The organism is Halostagnicola kamekurae (genome assembly GCF_900116205.1).
GTDB classification, from domain to species: domain Archaea; phylum Halobacteriota; class Halobacteria; order Halobacteriales; family Natrialbaceae; genus Halostagnicola; species Halostagnicola kamekurae.
Genome location: NZ_FOZS01000001.1, coordinates 291,323 through 307,061, shown reverse-complemented (window position 1 = coordinate 307,061; position 15,739 = coordinate 291,323). Strand labels below are relative to the sequence as shown.

The following is a 15,739-nucleotide window of genomic DNA, read 5'->3' as shown; positions in this document are numbered from 1 at the left end:
AACGGGTATGAATTGCCACTACTGCGACCGCGAAGCCGCATTTGCGGCCGAGTCCGATGGACTCAAAGTGGGCCTCTGCGAGGAACACTTCCGCGAGCGGTTGCAGGAACTCGCCGAGGCCGACGGCCTCGAGGCGCTCAAAGAGCGCGTGGACGTCGACCGCGCCGAGTGAGAAGAGACGAGAAAGCGAGACCGATTCAGGCCGTTCGACCGGCGTCGACGTCGATCGCGTCGACGGGACAGACGTCGACACAGAGCATACAATCGATGCACTGCGCTTCTTTGGTCGGCTCTGCCTTCTTGTCGCTCTCGGGATGTCCGGGCGTGTCGGTCCACGTGAAGACGTCGACCGGACAGTCCTCGAGGCAGGCCCCGTCGGCGATACAGAGGTCGTAATCGACCGCAACGTGCGTGCCCCGAATACCGAGTTCTTCGGGTTCGTCGACCGGTCCCCAGACGGCGACGCCGTTTTCCTCACCCTCTTTCTCGCGGTTCTCGTTGAACTGTGGATCAATGGCCATTGCTAACAGGTCTAAATGCGAGACGCGAACTTAAATGTATGTTCCTGTACACGCAGGCGAATCGTCAGAAGGGGTAGCATTCGCTGGCGTATAGCACGACTAATACTATCTCGAGCGACAGCTGTGAACCGATGAGACACGGGCGGACCGCCCCGTCGAACGAGCGCGTGCGAGCGCCCGTTCCGGGCTCAACGCTTTTGGTAATTCGAGTTCGATAGCCCGTATGAGCGCGCTCGAGTCGGCCCCGCCGCGGCTGGTCTTCGACGACGACTGCGGCTTTTGTACCTGGTGTGCGGAGTTCGCCGCCGAACGCGGCGAGTTCGAGCTCGTCGGCTTTCGAGACCTCACGCCCGATCAACTGGCTCGGCTTCCCGAGGACTACGAGGAGTGTGCCCACCTCCTCACGCAGGAGAGCGTCTACTCCTGTGGCGAAGCGATCGAGGAGGTCGGCACGCGACTCGAGACGCCCACCCGACACCTCGCGGTCGCTTTCCGGCGGTTTCCCGGCACCGAGGGGGCTCGAGAACCGCTCTACCGACGAGTGGCGGACAACAGGGATCTGTTCGGACGGATCGTGAGCCGAACGCCGCCCGCCCGCGAGGACTGAATCGTCGTGTGAGGCGAAAGCCAGTCGTGTGGGGTAAAATCATCGTGTGAGTCGAAAACCGTCGTATAAGATGAACCCTGTCGTACGAGGAGAACTGACCGGTCGCTGTACCGGTGACGGATCGCGGCGAACGCATCCCTTTTGCGCGACCCGACGAATGTGCAGACATGGAGCTTACTCATCGTCCGCGGCGGCTTCGCCAGGATCGTATTCGGCCGCTGGTGAGCGAGACGAGCCTCGAGCCGTCGGATCTGATCGCCCCGGTGTTCGTCGACGCGACGACGAACGAACGGGTTCCGATCGAGTCGATGCCGGGCCACGAGCGCGTTCCGATCGACGAGGCCGTGGCTCGCGTCGAGGAGGTCAGAGAGACCGGCGTCGAGGCCGTCATGCTGTTCGGAATCCCGCGATCGAAAGACCCCGAGGGGACGCGCGCCTGGGCCGAAGACGGCGTCGTTCAGGAGGCGACCCGGCGGATTACGAGCGAGACCGACGCCTACGTCATCACTGACGTCTGTCTCTGCGAGTACACCGATCACGGCCACTGCGGCCCGCTCGAGGAAGACCTTCGCGCCGAGAACGGAGGCGTCGACGAACCGATCCACGGCCACGAGGCGACCACGACGGTCGACAACGACGCGGCCCTCGAGAGCCTCGAGAAAATCGCGACCTCCCACGCCGAGGCCGGCGCGGACATGATCGCGCCGAGTGGCATGATGGACGGCATGGTCGGGGCGATTCGCGGCGCGCTCGACGAGGCCGGGTTCGAACGCGTCCCGATCATGAGCTATGCCGCGAAGTACGAGAGCGCCTTCTACGGCCCGTTCCGCGACGCGGCAGATGGCGCACCCTCCTTCGGGGATCGCCGTCACTACCAGATGGATCCCGCGAACGCGCGCGAGGCGATTCGGGAGGTCGAACTCGACGTCGAGCAGGGCGCAGACGTGCTGATGGTCAAACCGGCGCTCCCGTACCTCGACATCGTCGCCGATCTGCGCCGGGAGTTCGACCACCCCGTCGCCGCCTACAACGTCTCGGGCGAGTACGCCATGCTCCACGCTGCCGCCGAAAAGGGATGGCTGGATCTCGAGGAAGTCGCCCTCGAGTCGCTGCTCTCGATCAAACGCGCGGGTGCGGACCTGATTCTGACCTACTTCGCCGAGGACGTCGCCACTCGACTTCGGGAGTGACCTCGAGGCGTCCGCTCGAGCGTGACCGCGTTCCGAGTTCGAAACTACAATTTTCACAGATAGCGCGCGATCGGCGGGCGTATCTGCCGATATGTCCGAAAACGTGATCGAACGGAGCGTCGCACGGATCGAAGCGGCGGTTTCGATCCGACCAATTTCGACGAACAGTCACGCACCGCCTCGAGCCCGGAGGTCGTGACAATACCTGCCGCGCGCGGGCGGATAAACCGGGTTTCTAGCCCGCAGTGGCGTCGCGGTGCCCCTCGACCGGCGGGAAATCCGGTTGACGAACGGTCACTGTATAACCACCAGTCGAAAAATCCGGCCGCTCCAATACCCTTATACAGATTAAACCACCTCTAGATTCTGACGGATGGAACTATTACACTTGATTAATAGACGCTCGTAAACGCTAACCCTTATATTATACAGGAGCATGAAGCTAAAACGTGATTTGGAGGAAAATCATGAGTGAAAATCGATTCGAGGTGGACGAACGTATGGGGAGTTTCGGAGCAGTAACCAACACGGAGGAAATGGCATGATCGAAGCGACGCCGCTACAGGTCGATCCTGAGGTCATCGTCGATGGAGTCAACCTCATGTGGGTGTTGATCGCCACCTTCCTGATCTTCTTCATGCACGCGGGCTTCGCCATGCTCGAGGCGGGGCAGGTTCGCTCGAAGAACGTCGCGAACCAGTTGACGAAGAACCTGCTCACGTGGAGCGTCGGCGTCATCGCGTTCTTCTTCGTCGGGTTCGGCGTGAACGCACTCGTCGGATCCGTAACGGGCGGCGGCGAGTTCGAGAGTATCTTCGCGGCGCTCGACTCGAGTTCGCCTAACGACTGGGTCAGTTGGCTGTTCAGCGCGGTGTTCGCGATGACGGCTGCGACCATCGTCAGCGGGGCGGTGGCCGGTCGCGCGAAGCTCCGCGCGTACGTGAGCTACACGCTCTTGCTGGCAGCCGTCATCTACCCCGTCGTCACCGGCTTCACGTGGGGCGGCGGCCTCCTGGCCATCAACGACGGCGCAGCGAACGGGTACATCGCGGACGTTATCGGCGTCGGGTTCTCCGACTTCGCGGGCGGAATGATCGTCCACGGCATGGGTGGCATCGCCGGCCTCACCGCAGCCTGGATCATCGGTCCGCGCATGGACCGGTACAACAGCGACGGAACGCCGAACGTGATCCCCGGTCACTCGCTGACCTTCGCCGCACTCGGGACCCTGATCCTCGCGTTCGGCTGGTACGGCTTCAACGTCGGCACCGCGTCGACCGTGTTCGCGGTCGAGGGCGGCGAACTCGTCCTCGGCGCGTACGAAACGGTCGGCCGCGTCGCGCTCAACACGACGCTCGGCATGGCCGCGGGTGCGATCGGTGCCGGTGCGGTCGCGCTGTACATGACCGGCAAAGTCGACACGTTGTACGTCGCAAACGGTCTGCTCGCGGGCCTCGTCGGCGTCACCGCCTCGGCGAACGTCGTTACCTGGTACGGCGGCCTGCTGTCCGGCCTCATCGCCGGCGCACAGCTGCCCATCGTGTTCAGCCTGGTCGAGAAGCGCCTGAAGATCGACGACGTGTGCGCGGTGTTCCCCGTTCACGGCTCCGCGGGTGTGATCGGCGCGCTGTTGCTTCCGTTCTTCCACGTCAACGGCTTCTCGGCCGATCTACTGCTCGCACAAATCGTCGGCGTCACCGTCATCGGCGTCTGGACGGTCGCGACGACCGCAGTCGTCTTCGGCGCGTTCAAGGCGGTCGGACAGGCCCGCGTCTCGTCCGACCACGAGCGCGAGGGACTCGACGTCTCCGAACACGGCGTCGACACCTACCCCGAGTTCGGCCAGCCCGACGTCGCGACCGACGGCGGAGAGCGCGAGATCCGGACGGATGGCGGTGAGCGATTCGATGAATCGCGATCCTCGTCGGAACTCCGTTCCGACGGCGGCGCTCCGAACGACGGCGAGATCAAGATGGTCACCGCCATCGTTCGTCCCGACCGACTCGGCGCGGTGAAAAAGGAGCTGGCAGAAGCCGGTGCGCCGTCGCTCACCGTCACCAACGTCTCCGGACGCGGCTCCCAACCCGCCAAGAAGGGGCAGTGGCGCGGCGAGGAGTACACGGTCGACCTCCACCAGAAGGTCAAAATCGAGTGCGTCGTCGCGGACGTTCCCGCAGAAGACGTCGTCGACGCGATTCGCGAGGGAGCGAACACCGGCGAACCCGGCGACGGCAAGATCTTCGTGCTCCCCGTCGAAAGTGCGACGCAGGTCCGAACCGGCGCCACCGGAACGGACGCGGTCTGATCGCGGCGCGAGACGACCTGCGACGCGAGATGTGCCGCGGCGCGAAACGGCCTGCGACGCGAGACGAACCGCGGCACAAGACGCTCTCGAGTCGGTTCATCGCTCACTCGAGTTCTCGGCCGTCACATCCACCGTTTCGGTGCGGACTGTACTCGAGCGAAACGGTCGCCGGTGGACCTGTTTTCGATCTCGATCGATTCGCGTCGAGCGACCCCGATACTACTTTGACGAGCGATACGTAACGCCCGTACATGAACGACGAGCACTCGCGTGCGCTCTACGACAGAGCGCTGTCGGTGATGCCCGGCGGCGTGAATTCTGCAGTTCGTGCGGCGATCGAACCGTATCCGTTCTTCGTCCAGAAAGGCGACGGCGGCCACGTCATCGACGCGGACGGCAACCGCTACGTCGACTGGGTGCTGGGGCTCGGCCCGCTCTTGCTCGGGCACGACCTGCCCGAACAGGTACGGGCCGAGGTTCAGCGGACCGCGAGCGAGGGACCGATGTACGGCGCGCCGACCGAAATCGAGGTCGACCTCGCCGAGTTCGTCGTCCGCCACGTTCCAAGCGTCGAGAAGATCAGGTTCGTCAACTCTGGCACGGAGGCGACGACGTCGGCGGTCCGACTGGCTCGAGGCCACACCGGCCGGAACAAGATCGTCGTCATGCAGGGCGGCTATCACGGCGCACAGGAGACGACGCTGGTCGAGGGCGACGCCGACGATCCGAAGCCGTCCTCCGCCGGGATTCCCCAGTCGTTCGCCGAGCACACGATTCCGGTGCCATTCAACGACGAGGACGCCATGCGGGCGGCCTTCGAGGAACACGGCGACGACATCGCGGCCGTCCTCACCGAACCCATCCTCGGAAACTACGGCATCGTCTACCCCGAGGAGGGATACCACGAGTTCCTCCGAGAAATCACCGACGAGCACGGGTCGCTGTTGATCTTCGACGAGGTGATCACCGGCTTCCGCGTCGGCGGGCTGGGCTGTGCCCAGAGCAAATTCGGCGTCACGCCCGATCTGACGACGTTCGGAAAGATCGTCGGCGGGGGCTTCCCCGTCGGCGCGATCGGCGGCAAAGCGGAGATCATGGAGGGCTTTACGCCCGCCGGCGACGTCTTCCAGGCCGGAACCTTCTCGGGTCACCCCGTCACGATGGCCGCCGGCCTCGAGACCCTCAAATTCGCCGCGGAAAACGACGTCTACGACCACGTCAACGGCCTCGGCGACCGACTCCGACGCGGACTGACCGACATCGTCGCCGATCAGGCGCCGAACTACACCGTCACCGGGACCGACAGCATGTTCAAAGTGATCTTCACGCGAGAGGGCCCGGCCCCGAGTTCGCTCGAGGAGCAGTGTCCCGCCGGGTGTCGGCAGGACCCGACCTGTCCGCGCTACGATTACTCGCCGAAGAACGCAGCAGACGTGAAAAACGCCGACACCGACCGCTGGCGGCGGATCTTCTGGGGCGAGATGAAAGAACAGGGCGTCTTCCTCAGTCAGAATCAGTTCGAATGTCAGTTCGTCAGCTACGCCCACACCGAAGCAGACGTCGAGGAGACGCTCGAGGCGTACAAAGAAGCGCTATAGCCGCCAGATACGGCGCGTATTTAATATATACTAACCGTCTCAGAATCTGCATCGAACCCCCATCTACAAGTGGTCGGGTGGTGGTCCACAAAGTGGAAGGGCGCTAGTCGGGTGAATACAGGGAATCCGGCGTTTTTTCGCAGGGTATCCGTTGAGATAGTTCGTTCGCCAGTCAGGAAGAGAGGTGGGCGGATCCGTTCGTTCGAGCGAGCACCTGCCGTGCGCACGGAACGGCCGGTCCGCCTGGGCGACGGCGATCAGTCCACGGCAGTAACGGTCAATCTGCGGCCGTCACGACCGCGTCTTCGTAGCTCGCGATCTCCTCGAGGACCGCCTGGCGGTCGTCTTCGTCGACGTCGAACGTCCGAAGCGCGTCGTCGAGGTGGGTCGCGATCGCCTGGAACTCCGGGGGGGTGATCCCCATGTCGTCGTGGACGGCCGCCATCTCCCCGCCGGAGTACTCGACCGGGCCGCCGGCGACCGAACTGATGAACTGTGCCTGATGTGCGCGCTGTTTCTGCATATCGACATCGTCGAAGTACCCCGCGACCAGTTCGTCCGCCATGACGCGGTCGTAGAACTCGTCGACGACGGCTGCAATCGCGTCTTCGCCACCGAGACGTTCGTAGAGCGTGCGTTCGGGCATCGACAGGTCATTTCAGTTACGGGGACTAAAGCATCCTGTCGAACATCTTCGCCGTGCGAATGCCCACCAATCCGCTCGCTCGAGCGAGCAGGGACAGAGCGTGCGCTTTTCATACTCGAGGCCCGGATCAGTGTCTATGAGAACACGCGGGAGATTACGATTGGCGACGCGGGGGTCCGCGCTCGCTCGGCGGCAGGCGGCCCTCGTCGCCGAGCAACTCGAGGACCGGGGCTACGAGGTCGAACTCGTCACCGTCGAGACGACGGGCGACCAGATTCGCGACGAGTTGATCCACCGGCTGGGAAAGACGGGCGCGTTCGTGCGCGAACTCGACGAGCGGGTGCTCGAGGGCGACCTCGACGGCGCGATCCACTCCATGAAAGACATGCCGACCGAACAGCCCCCAGAGCTTGTCACGGCGGCGGTTCCCGAACGCGGACAGCCGGGGGACGTTCTCGTGACCCCGGACGGAACCACACTCGAGGAGCTTCCCGAGGGGGCCACCGTGGGCACCTCGAGTCTCCGGCGAGGGGCACAACTGCGTTCGAAGCGGCCGGATCTCGAGGTCGCGCCCCTGCGAGGCAACGTCGACACGCGACTCGAGAAGCTCCTCGCGCCCGCGCTTCAGGAAGAACACGCGGAACGAAGCGAGGCCGACAAGGAGCGCAAGGGAGACACTGGCGGCTACAAGCCGGATTACGAGGACAAAAATACCGACGAAGCTGGCGACGAAGACGACGACGCGGCCGATAACCGGACCGTCGACGAGTGGTTCGACGACCTCTCGGAGATCGAAAAACAGGCCCTCGGCCGAGAGGTCGAGACGGACTACGACGCCATCGTGCTCGCGGAGGCCGGCCTCGAGCGCAGCGGGCTCGCCCACCACGTCGAGTACGAGCGGCTCCCGACGAAGACGTTCGTTCCCGCGCCGGGACAGGGCGCGCTGGCGGTGACGGCGACCGACGGGGAGACGGCCGAAAACGTTCACGCAGCGATCGACCACCCGCGGAGTCGCGTCGAGACCACCGTCGAGCGGACGGTCCTCGCGGAGCTCGGCGGCGGCTGTATCGCACCCATTGGCGTGTACGCGGTCGTACAGGGCGAGTACGTCCAGACCAATGTCTCCGTGTTCGACCGCGACGGCGACGAGTCCGTGATCGCGACGCGAGAGCTGCCCGCCGAGAGCCACGCGGACGCGGCCGCCGAGTTCGCCCGGGACCTCGAAGACCGCGGCGCGGCGGCGCTGATCGAGGCGGCTCGAGACGACGCCGAGGCCGACGCGGACGACCAGCCGGAGGGGAAGTGATGACGACCGACGCGAACGCGGCGGACGCGGAGACGGACTCGGATGCGAGATCAGAGGCGGACTCGAACGCGGAACCGGAGACGGACGGGGGAACCGACTCGAACGCGGGATCGAGTTCGACGGGAGAGACGGTCACCGGAACCGTCTCGCTGGTCGGGAGCGGCCCCGGCGATCCCGAACTGCTGACGGTCAAGGCAAAGCGGCTGCTCGAGGACGCCGACGTCGTCCTCCACGACAAGCTCCCCGGTCCGGAGATCATCGACACGCTCCCCGACGACCGCCGCGAGGACGTCGGTAAACGAGCTGGCGGCGAGCGAACGCCCCAGTCGGAAATCAACGAGCGCCTCGTCGAACTCGCCCGCGAGGGGAAAGACGTGGTTCGGCTCAAAGGCGGCGACTCGTTCGTGTTCGGCCGCGGCGGCGAGGAGGCCGAGTACCTCGCCGAACGCGGCGTTCCGTTCGAGGTCGTCCCCGGCGTCACCTCGGCGATCGCCGCCCCGGCCGTCGCCGGCGTTCCCGTCACCCACCGCGATCACGCCTCCTCCGTGAGTTTCGTGACCGGACACGAAGACCCCACGAAAGACGACTCGGCGGTCGACTGGGACGCGCTCGCGGCCACGGGCGGCACCATCGTCGTCCTGATGGGCGTCGGTCGGCTGCCGGATTACACAGCAGCGCTGCTCGAGGCGGGCACGGCTCCCGAAACGCCCGTCGCGCTGATCGAGCGGGGCACCTGGCCGGGCCAGCGGGTCGCGACCGGAACCCTCGAGACCATCGTCGACGTTCGCGACGAGGAGGAGATCTCCCCGCCCGCGGTGACTGTGATCGGCGACGTGGCCGCGACGCGCGAGACCGTCGTCGAGTTCATCGAAAACGACTACGAGACGCCCGCAACGGGCGCGGAGGAGTGAATCGTGTCGAAAGCGAACCCGACGGTGGCGGTCTTTCGCCCCGACGACGACCGAATCAACGACGCCGTCTCCGTGCTCGAGTCGCTGGGCGTCGACCCCGCGCCGGATCCGATGCTCGCTGTCGATCCCACCGACGTCGCCCCGCGGACTGACGCCGATTTCGTCGTCCTGACGAGCAAGACGGGCGCGGAACTCGTCGCCGAGGCCGGCTGGGAGCCGGGCGACTCGAGCGTCTGTGCGATCGGCCCGGCGACCGCGGACGCGCTCCGCAGAGTCGGCTACGACGTGGACATCGTCCCAGAGGAGTACACCTCGAGCGGACTCGTTGACGAACTCACAGAGGCGGTCGACGGAGCGCGCGTCGAAGTCGCCCGCAGCGACCACGGCAGCGACGTGTTGCTCGCCGGCCTCGAGGCCGCCGGCGCGTACGTCCACGAAACGATCCTCTACCGGCTCGTCCGCCCCGACGGCAGCGGTAGCACAGTCGATCTGGCAGCCGAGGGCGATCTCGATGCGGTCTGTTTCACCTCGTCGCTGACCGTCGAACACTTCCTCGAGGCCGCGCAGGCGCGAGCGAACGGTGGGGGGAACGGCGAGCTCGCGGCGCTCGATGGTCTGAACGCCGCCGTCGTCGGCGTCATCGGCGAGCCGACCGCGGAGACGGCGGCCGAACTCGGCGTCGACGTCGACGTCGTCGCGAGCGAAGCGACCTTCGAGACGCTGGCGCGAGAGACGGTCGCCGAACTCGAGTAGCGTCGACCGCACATTTATCCGGGAAGCCGACCCACAACCGACAGAGACGCATGTCAGGCCCCGTTCCGGAACTCGAAGACCGCGCCCGAGCGTGTGCGACCCGGCTGTGTGAGGCCGACGACGTCCTGCTTGCCTCCCACATCGACGCCGACGGGCTCACCAGCGCGGCGATCGCCGCGAGCGCGCTCGAGCGCGCGGAGATCCCCTTCGAGACGGTGTTCGAGAAACAACTCGACGAGGAAGCGATCGCAGCCATCGCGGCAAGAGAGTACGAGACCGTCCTGTTCACCGACTTCGGGAGCGGCCAGCTCGACGTGATCGGCGAGCACGAGGACGCGGGCGCGTTCACGCCCGTCATCGCCGACCACCACCAGCCCGCGGACAGAGAGACCGAGTACCACCTCAACCCGCTCCTGTTCGGGATCAACGGGGCGTCGGAGCTATCGGGCGCGGGAGCGAGTTACGTCCTCGCGCGGGCGCTCGCGGAGACGGCCGAGCGCAGCGAATCGCCGAACGGAACCGTGGCGACCGACGGCGGAGTCGAAGCCGAATCCGGCGGGGCCGCCGCAAGCGACCACACCGCAGCGAACGGGCCGCCGGCTGGCGGGACAACGGCCCGGTCGGACAACCGCGACCTCGCCGCGCTCGCCGTCGTCGGGGCCGTCGGCGACATGCAGGCCGCCGGCGGCGAACTCCACGGGGCAAACGAGCGAATCGTCGAAGAGGGCGTCGAGGCCGGCGTCCTCGAGACCGCGACCGACCTCGCGATCTACGGCAAGCAGACCCGTCCGCTGCCGAAGCTGCTCGAGTACGCCACCGACGTCTACATCCCCGGCATCTCGAACGACTCGAACGGCGCGCTCCGATTTCTCGACGGGCTCGATCTCGAGTTGAAACGAGACGGCGAGTGGCGTCGGTGGGCCGGACTGACCGGCGAGGAGAAACAGACGGTCGCGAGCGCGCTCGTAAAGCGAGCCGTCTCGAGCGGCGTTCCGGCGTCGAAAATCGACGGGCTCGTGGGTACCTCCTACGTGCTGAGCAGCGAACCGGTCGGAACCGAACTGCGAGACGCCAGCGAGTTCTCCACGCTCTTAAACGCTACAGCGCGATACGAAAGGGCCGACGTCGGCCTAGGCGTCTGTCTCGGAAACCGCGAGGGAGCGCTCGAGCGCGCTCGAACGCTGCTTCAAAATCACCGGAAAAACCTCTCGAAGGGGATCGATCTGGTCACACAGGAGGGCGTGACGACCGAAGAACACGTCCAGTGGTTCGACGCGGGCGACCGCATTCGAGAGACCATCGTCGGCATCGTCGCGGGAATGGCGATGGGCAACGACGGCATCGCCACCGACAAACCGATCTTCGCGTTCGCCGAAAAAACGGGGAGCGAGGGCGAAGACGGCGAAATCAAAGTCTCCGCTCGAGGGACTCACAGTCTCGTCAGAAACGGGCTCGACCTCTCGGTCGTGATGAGCGAGGCCGCAGGGGCCGTCGGCGGCGACGGCGGCGGTCACGACGTCGCCGCCGGAGCGACGGTGCCGGCCGGAAAACCGCCAGCGTTCATCGAACGGGCCGACGAGATCGTCGGCGAACAACTCGAGTAACTTACGACCGGTCCATCGACGCCGGAATCGTCGGGATAAGCGGCGCTCGCTTGGTGAGCATGTACGTCGACTTCCGAACGGCGCCTTTCGCGTACTGGACCGAGCTCTTTCGAATCGGGGTGCGCTTGCCCCGGATCTGCGTGTTGCCTGCGAGGATCGCCTCGACGAGTTCGTCGCCGTTGATATCGGCTTTGGTGTCGGCTTCGGCGGTCGGTTCGACAAGGATTTCGGTGTACGCCCTCCCCACGTTCGGGAGGTAGTGAGCGTCGCTGGCCCCGATTTTCGGGTAACCGCGCCGCCGCGCGAACGTTCGCGCGCGGCGATTTCGGTAGCCGGTAAAGACCATCGAGTTGTAGACTTCGATCGCGTCGGCGTCCTCGAGATAGCGTTTGCGGACGCCGTGGCGCGAGCGCTGGAAGGGGTGAGGGACGATCGCGATACCGCCGAGGTCGCGCACGCGACGAACGGTCTCCATGAACGGCAGGCCGGGATCGGGGCGTTCGCGAACGCCGATCGCGAGCAGGTGACCGTGGCAGGTCGACACTTCCACGCCCGGAATGCCGATCAGGCCATACTCCGGAGCGAGGGTCGCCGCCCGTATCGACTCGTCGATCTCGTCGTGGTCCGTGATCACGACGCCGTCGAGGCCGATATCCGCGGCGTGTTCTAAGATCAGCTCGATCGGCTCGTGGCCGTCGTAGGACTCCTCAGAGTGGACGTGAAAATCGACCGCAAGTGGGAGATACGAGTTCATGAGGCCGACTGTCGCTGTACGCGATAGGACAGTCGCACCCATAAGCTCTCGGTCTGCGCGGGTTTTCGTGTCAGAACCGATACCGACGAATACCACGGAACTCCGAGGCGGTGACCGCTCGTAAATCGCCTCGAGGCGACCCGAACCAGTCGGCCTCGCTCACCTGTAGCGCGGCCCGTCGTCACCGAGTCGAGAGACGCTTCGACCGATCGCCGATCCCGATTCTGTATAGCATTATGGAATATATGCACCAGTGAGAGGGCCGAACTGGCGATCAGATCGCGAACGACGGGTCGCTTTTTGTCCCCCGTCCCGATAGAACGAGCCATGGTACCAAAGTACACTGGTGCTGATCTGTTCGTGGATGCCCTCGAGTCCTACGGCGTCTCGCACGTGTTCGGCAATCCGGGAACGACCGAACTCCCCGTGTTGAACGCGCTGGCCGAGAGCGACCTCGAGTACGTACTGGGGCTGCACGAGGACGTCGCGGTGGGGATGGCGGGAGGCTACGCGAGTACGCGACGCTACCACGCGGACGACGATTCGTCGATCAATCCCGCCGGGGTCGTAAACCTCCACATCGCACCCGGACTCGCACACGGGCTGGGGAACGTCTACGCCGCGAAGATGGCCGGGGCCCCGCTCGTGGTCACCGCCGGCAACCACGAACGCGACTTTCGACACGAAGAACCGATCCTCTCCGGTGACCTGCTCGAGTTGACCCAGCAGTTCTGCAAGTGGTCCGAGGAAGTACTCGACGTGAACGCCCTGCCGACGATGCTCCGTCGGGCGTTTCGCGTCGCGCTGACGCCGCCCACCGGCCCCGTCTTCCTCGGCCTCCCGATGGACGTGATGCGCGCCGAAATCGATCCGGAGGCGATCGAGCCGCTCGGGCCGATACCGACCGCAGGCGGCGGCGATCACGACCAGATAGAGCGCGCAGCGGCCCTGCTCGCGGACGCGAACGATCCCGCATTGATCGTCGGCGACCACGTCGCTCGAGCGGGCGAGCAGGCCGTCGACGCGGCCGTCGACCTCGCGGAGGCGGCGGGCGCGCGGGTCCACGGCGAGATACAGACCAGCGAGATCAACTTCCCGACCGACCACGACCAGTGGATTTCGTTCGTCCCGCCGAACGAAGAAATCGCGTCGAAAGTGCTCGAGACGGATACGCTCGTCTTCGCCGGCGTATCGTCGAACACGACGCTACTGCGTCACGACGACCCGCTGGTCGACGCGGACACGACCTGCATCCACCTGAGCGACGCCCCCTGGGAAGTCGGAAAGAACCAGCGCGCCGACGCGGCCGTGATCGGCGATCCCGGTGCCGTCATGGCCGACCTCGCGGATCGCGTCTCGAGTCGTCTCTCCGAAGGTGAACACGAAACGCGCCTCGAGCACGTCCGTTCGGTACGCGAATCGATGGACGAGGCCGCAGAGTCGATGGGCGTCGACGAGAAGCCAGACGGCGAAACCAGGGCGGGAAAACACGAACTCGTCGACGCGCTCGAGGCCGTCGCCCCGGACGCGTTGATCGTCGACGAAGGCGTGACGTCGAAGTATCCGCTGCTGACGAGGTTTCCGTTCTCGCCACAGCAGCTGCTCTCGAACAAGGGGGGTGGGCTCGGGTACGGACTTCCTGCGTCAGTCGGCGCGGCCCTGGCGGAATCGATGCGCGAGGAGTCACGAGACGTGATCGGGTACGTCGGAGACGGCTCGTACCTCTACTATCCGAACAGCGTCTACACGGCGGCTCGGTACGGGCTCGATCTGACAGTCGTCGTCGCCGACAACCGCAACTACCGGATTCTCAAGGACAACATGCAGAGACTCTACGGCGGCACCGATGAGGACTTCGAGTACGTCGGGATGGACTTCGAACCCGCCGTGGATCTCGTTCAGAGCGCAGAGAGCCACGGTGCGCACGCGCGACTCGTTGAAACGCCCGACGAGATCGAATCGGCCATTTCGGAGGCGCTGGCCCACGACGGACCCGACGTACTGGACGTGCTCGTCCACGATTAGGGAGCGCGACTCGGCTCGAGTGACACCGGCACTCGAAAAACGGCCGTACGAGGGTCGAAAAAGGTTCTCGCGAGGGTGCTCGTTCTCACGGGAACGAACGAATGTTTTGCAGTAAACTACATTATGGTATATAGAATTTCGAGACGACCGCCGAAGGCTACGAATTCCCCAGCGGTTCGTCGGGAATGGGTGCCGGCAGTGAGACCGATCCCAGCGTGGCACAGACGTCGAGCGGACTATCGGGCGATTCGACCGTTTCGTGGACGTGTAGCATGCACCGGCGGAGTCCCTCGATCGCGGCGTTACAGGTCGTGACGCGGCCGACCAGCTCGGTCGTGGAGCACTCGCCGACCGAGTAGCGGTACCGCAGCTCCCAGTAACGGCTCAGACCGAGCGAGGGATGAGACCGATCGGCGGGAACGCACGCCGCAAACAGCGTCACCCGCGGAGCGCGATGGCGATACGCGATCCGATCCTCGCTCTGCTCTACCGGTCCCCAGTTCGGCGGTAGCTCCTCCGGTGGGAGCGACCGCTGGGTCAGTGACATATCACAGCGGACGCGACTGCGCCGGGTGCTCGTTTGGCCTGCGAGTTCATCCCACCTATGTAGGTACCCGATACCGTATCAGCGATCGAGACGGTTTACTGGGCGGAAGCGTTCTGAGCCGACCGCGTACCGAGACCTCGAGTCGACCGATCGCCTCACTTTTAGTCACGCTGTGCCTTCGTCCCGGTATGGTCGATTTCGATCCCGAGAAGTTCGAGGACAAGTACGCGAACTACTTCCCCGAACTCCAGCAGGCCTACAAGAACGCGTTCAGCCAGATGAACGACACGTACGATTCCGAGCTCGTCCACGCTATCGACCAGCAGGTGCTGAACGAAAGCGAGCCGTTCTACGCCGGCGACGGGGAGTTTCGCGTCGAACTCCCCGACGACCCCTACGATCGGCTGACGGGCGTCGTCGTCGAGCGAGAGCGGTTCGAGCGAGTTCTCGAGGAACACGTCGAGAAGATCGAATCCCAGCTCGAGCGGATATTCGACGTCTAATCTCGGTTCGCCGGATCGCGCCGATAAAACTCCGCAGGCGAGACCGAGTGACTACCTGACACTGCGGAAGGTCTAAGGACGTTCGCTCCCAACACGAATCCATGAGCACGGAAACCCAGAACGACGGCGACGACCTCAAGGAGAACGTGTCGAACTTCCTGCGCCGGAACTTCCCCCAGATTCAGATGCACGGCGGGAGCGCGGCAATCAGGGACATCGACCGCGAAACCGGCGAAGTCACCATCGCGCTCGGGGGCGCCTGCAGCGGCTGTGGTATCTCCCCGATGACGATTCAGGCGATCAAGAGCCGAATGGTCAAGGAGATTCCCGAAATCGAGAAGGTAAACGCCCACACCGGCGCTGGCGGCGACGAGATGGGCGGCGCGACGCCGTCGTTCCCCGGCGAAACCGTCGACGACGACGCCGGCGAATCCGACGAAGGACCCGCCGCTCCGTTCTAACGCCGCTC

The 15,739-nt window shown here is 65.0% G+C and carries 16 protein-coding genes; 12 read left to right on the top strand and 4 right to left on the bottom strand.

Annotated features, from left to right (window positions below; genetic code table 11):
- Positions 1-7 precede the first annotated feature (7 nt).
- Positions 8-172: a DUF6757 family protein gene (locus tag BM348_RS21035; RefSeq protein WP_175507078.1), complete on the top strand. Its 165-nt coding sequence runs from the start codon at positions 8-10 to the stop codon at positions 170-172.
- Positions 173-197: 25 nt separating this feature from the next.
- On the opposite strand, the gene BM348_RS01510 is transcribed toward BM348_RS21035, so the two are convergent.
- Entirely contained in the window at positions 198-521 is a 324-nt protein-coding gene (locus BM348_RS01510) for a 4Fe-4S dicluster domain-containing protein (protein WP_049951521.1), read from the bottom strand.
- Between the two features lie 223 nt (positions 522-744).
- On the opposite strand from BM348_RS01510, the gene BM348_RS01505 reads away from it, so the two are divergent.
- The 4 genes from BM348_RS01505 to hemL all read left to right on the top strand — a co-directional run bounded on the left by BM348_RS01505 (position 745) and on the right by hemL (position 6,221).
- The gene (locus BM348_RS01505; protein WP_092901004.1) at positions 745-1,128 is read left to right on the top strand and encodes a thiol-disulfide oxidoreductase DCC family protein; all 384 of its coding nucleotides are present in this window, start codon (positions 745-747) and stop codon (positions 1,126-1,128) included.
- A gap of 167 nt (positions 1,129-1,295) precedes the next feature.
- The gene (gene hemB, locus BM348_RS01500) at positions 1,296-2,318 is read left to right on the top strand and encodes a porphobilinogen synthase (protein WP_092901001.1); all 1,023 of its coding nucleotides are present in this window, start codon (positions 1,296-1,298) and stop codon (positions 2,316-2,318) included.
- Positions 2,319-2,862: 544 nt separating this feature from the next.
- Complete coding sequence (locus tag BM348_RS01495; protein WP_092903536.1) at positions 2,863-4,623, top strand: ammonium transporter; 1,761 nt, start codon at positions 2,863-2,865, stop codon at positions 4,621-4,623.
- A 251-nt stretch (positions 4,624-4,874) separates the two neighbouring features.
- Positions 4,875-6,221 (top strand): glutamate-1-semialdehyde 2,1-aminomutase, encoded by a 1,347-nt coding sequence (hemL, locus tag BM348_RS01490; RefSeq protein ID WP_092900998.1) that lies wholly within the window; start codon positions 4,875-4,877, stop codon positions 6,219-6,221.
- Positions 6,222-6,498: 277 nt separating this feature from the next.
- Here hemL and BM348_RS01485 read toward each other — a convergent pair whose 3' ends face one another.
- A complete protein-coding gene (locus BM348_RS01485) occupies positions 6,499-6,867 on the bottom strand; it encodes a group I truncated hemoglobin (protein WP_092900994.1) in 369 nt (122 codons plus the stop codon).
- Positions 6,868-7,003: 136 nt separating this feature from the next.
- Between BM348_RS01485 and hemC the strand changes: the two genes are divergently transcribed.
- Genes hemC through BM348_RS01465 form a run of 4 tightly spaced genes read left to right on the top strand, consistent with a single transcriptional unit; the run spans position 7,004 to position 11,441 of the window.
- Positions 7,004-8,173, top strand: coding sequence for a hydroxymethylbilane synthase (gene hemC / locus BM348_RS01480; RefSeq protein WP_092900991.1), 1,170 nt, complete (start codon positions 7,004-7,006; stop codon positions 8,171-8,173).
- Positions 8,173-9,084, top strand: coding sequence for a uroporphyrinogen-III C-methyltransferase (gene cobA, locus BM348_RS01475; RefSeq protein WP_092900988.1), 912 nt, complete (start codon positions 8,173-8,175; stop codon positions 9,082-9,084). Before hemC ends, cobA begins: the two co-directional genes overlap by 1 nt.
- A gap of 3 nt (positions 9,085-9,087) precedes the next feature.
- A complete protein-coding gene (locus BM348_RS01470) occupies positions 9,088-9,837 on the top strand; it encodes a uroporphyrinogen-III synthase (RefSeq protein ID WP_092900985.1) in 750 nt (249 codons plus the stop codon).
- A gap of 50 nt (positions 9,838-9,887) precedes the next feature.
- A complete protein-coding gene (locus BM348_RS01465; protein ID WP_092900981.1) occupies positions 9,888-11,441 on the top strand; it encodes a DHHA1 domain-containing protein in 1,554 nt (517 codons plus the stop codon).
- 1 nt (position 11,442) lies between these two features.
- Here BM348_RS01465 and BM348_RS01460 read toward each other — a convergent pair whose 3' ends face one another.
- Positions 11,443-12,195, bottom strand: a complete 753-nt coding sequence (locus tag BM348_RS01460; protein ID WP_092900978.1) for a PHP-associated domain-containing protein — start codon at positions 12,193-12,195, stop codon at positions 11,443-11,445.
- Positions 12,196-12,522: 327 nt separating this feature from the next.
- Here BM348_RS01460 and BM348_RS01455 point away from each other — a divergent pair, with 327 nt between their 5' ends.
- Positions 12,523-14,220 carry a thiamine pyrophosphate-binding protein gene (locus tag BM348_RS01455; protein WP_092900975.1) on the top strand — a complete coding sequence of 566 codons (1,698 nt, stop codon included), beginning with the start codon at positions 12,523-12,525 and terminating at the stop codon, positions 14,218-14,220.
- A gap of 157 nt (positions 14,221-14,377) precedes the next feature.
- Here the strand turns inward: BM348_RS01455 and BM348_RS01450 are convergent, their stop codons facing one another.
- Positions 14,378-14,767, bottom strand: coding sequence for a hypothetical protein (locus tag BM348_RS01450; protein WP_092900972.1), 390 nt, complete (start codon positions 14,765-14,767; stop codon positions 14,378-14,380).
- A 188-nt stretch (positions 14,768-14,955) separates the two neighbouring features.
- On the opposite strand from BM348_RS01450, the gene BM348_RS01445 reads away from it, so the two are divergent.
- Both BM348_RS01445 and BM348_RS01440 read left to right on the top strand, forming a co-directional pair.
- Positions 14,956-15,270 carry a DUF5783 family protein gene (locus tag BM348_RS01445; RefSeq protein ID WP_092900969.1) on the top strand — a complete coding sequence of 105 codons (315 nt, stop codon included), beginning with the start codon at positions 14,956-14,958 and terminating at the stop codon, positions 15,268-15,270.
- A gap of 101 nt (positions 15,271-15,371) precedes the next feature.
- Positions 15,372-15,731, top strand: a complete 360-nt coding sequence (locus BM348_RS01440; protein ID WP_092900966.1) for a NifU family protein — start codon at positions 15,372-15,374, stop codon at positions 15,729-15,731.
- Positions 15,732-15,739: the final 8 nt, after the last annotated feature.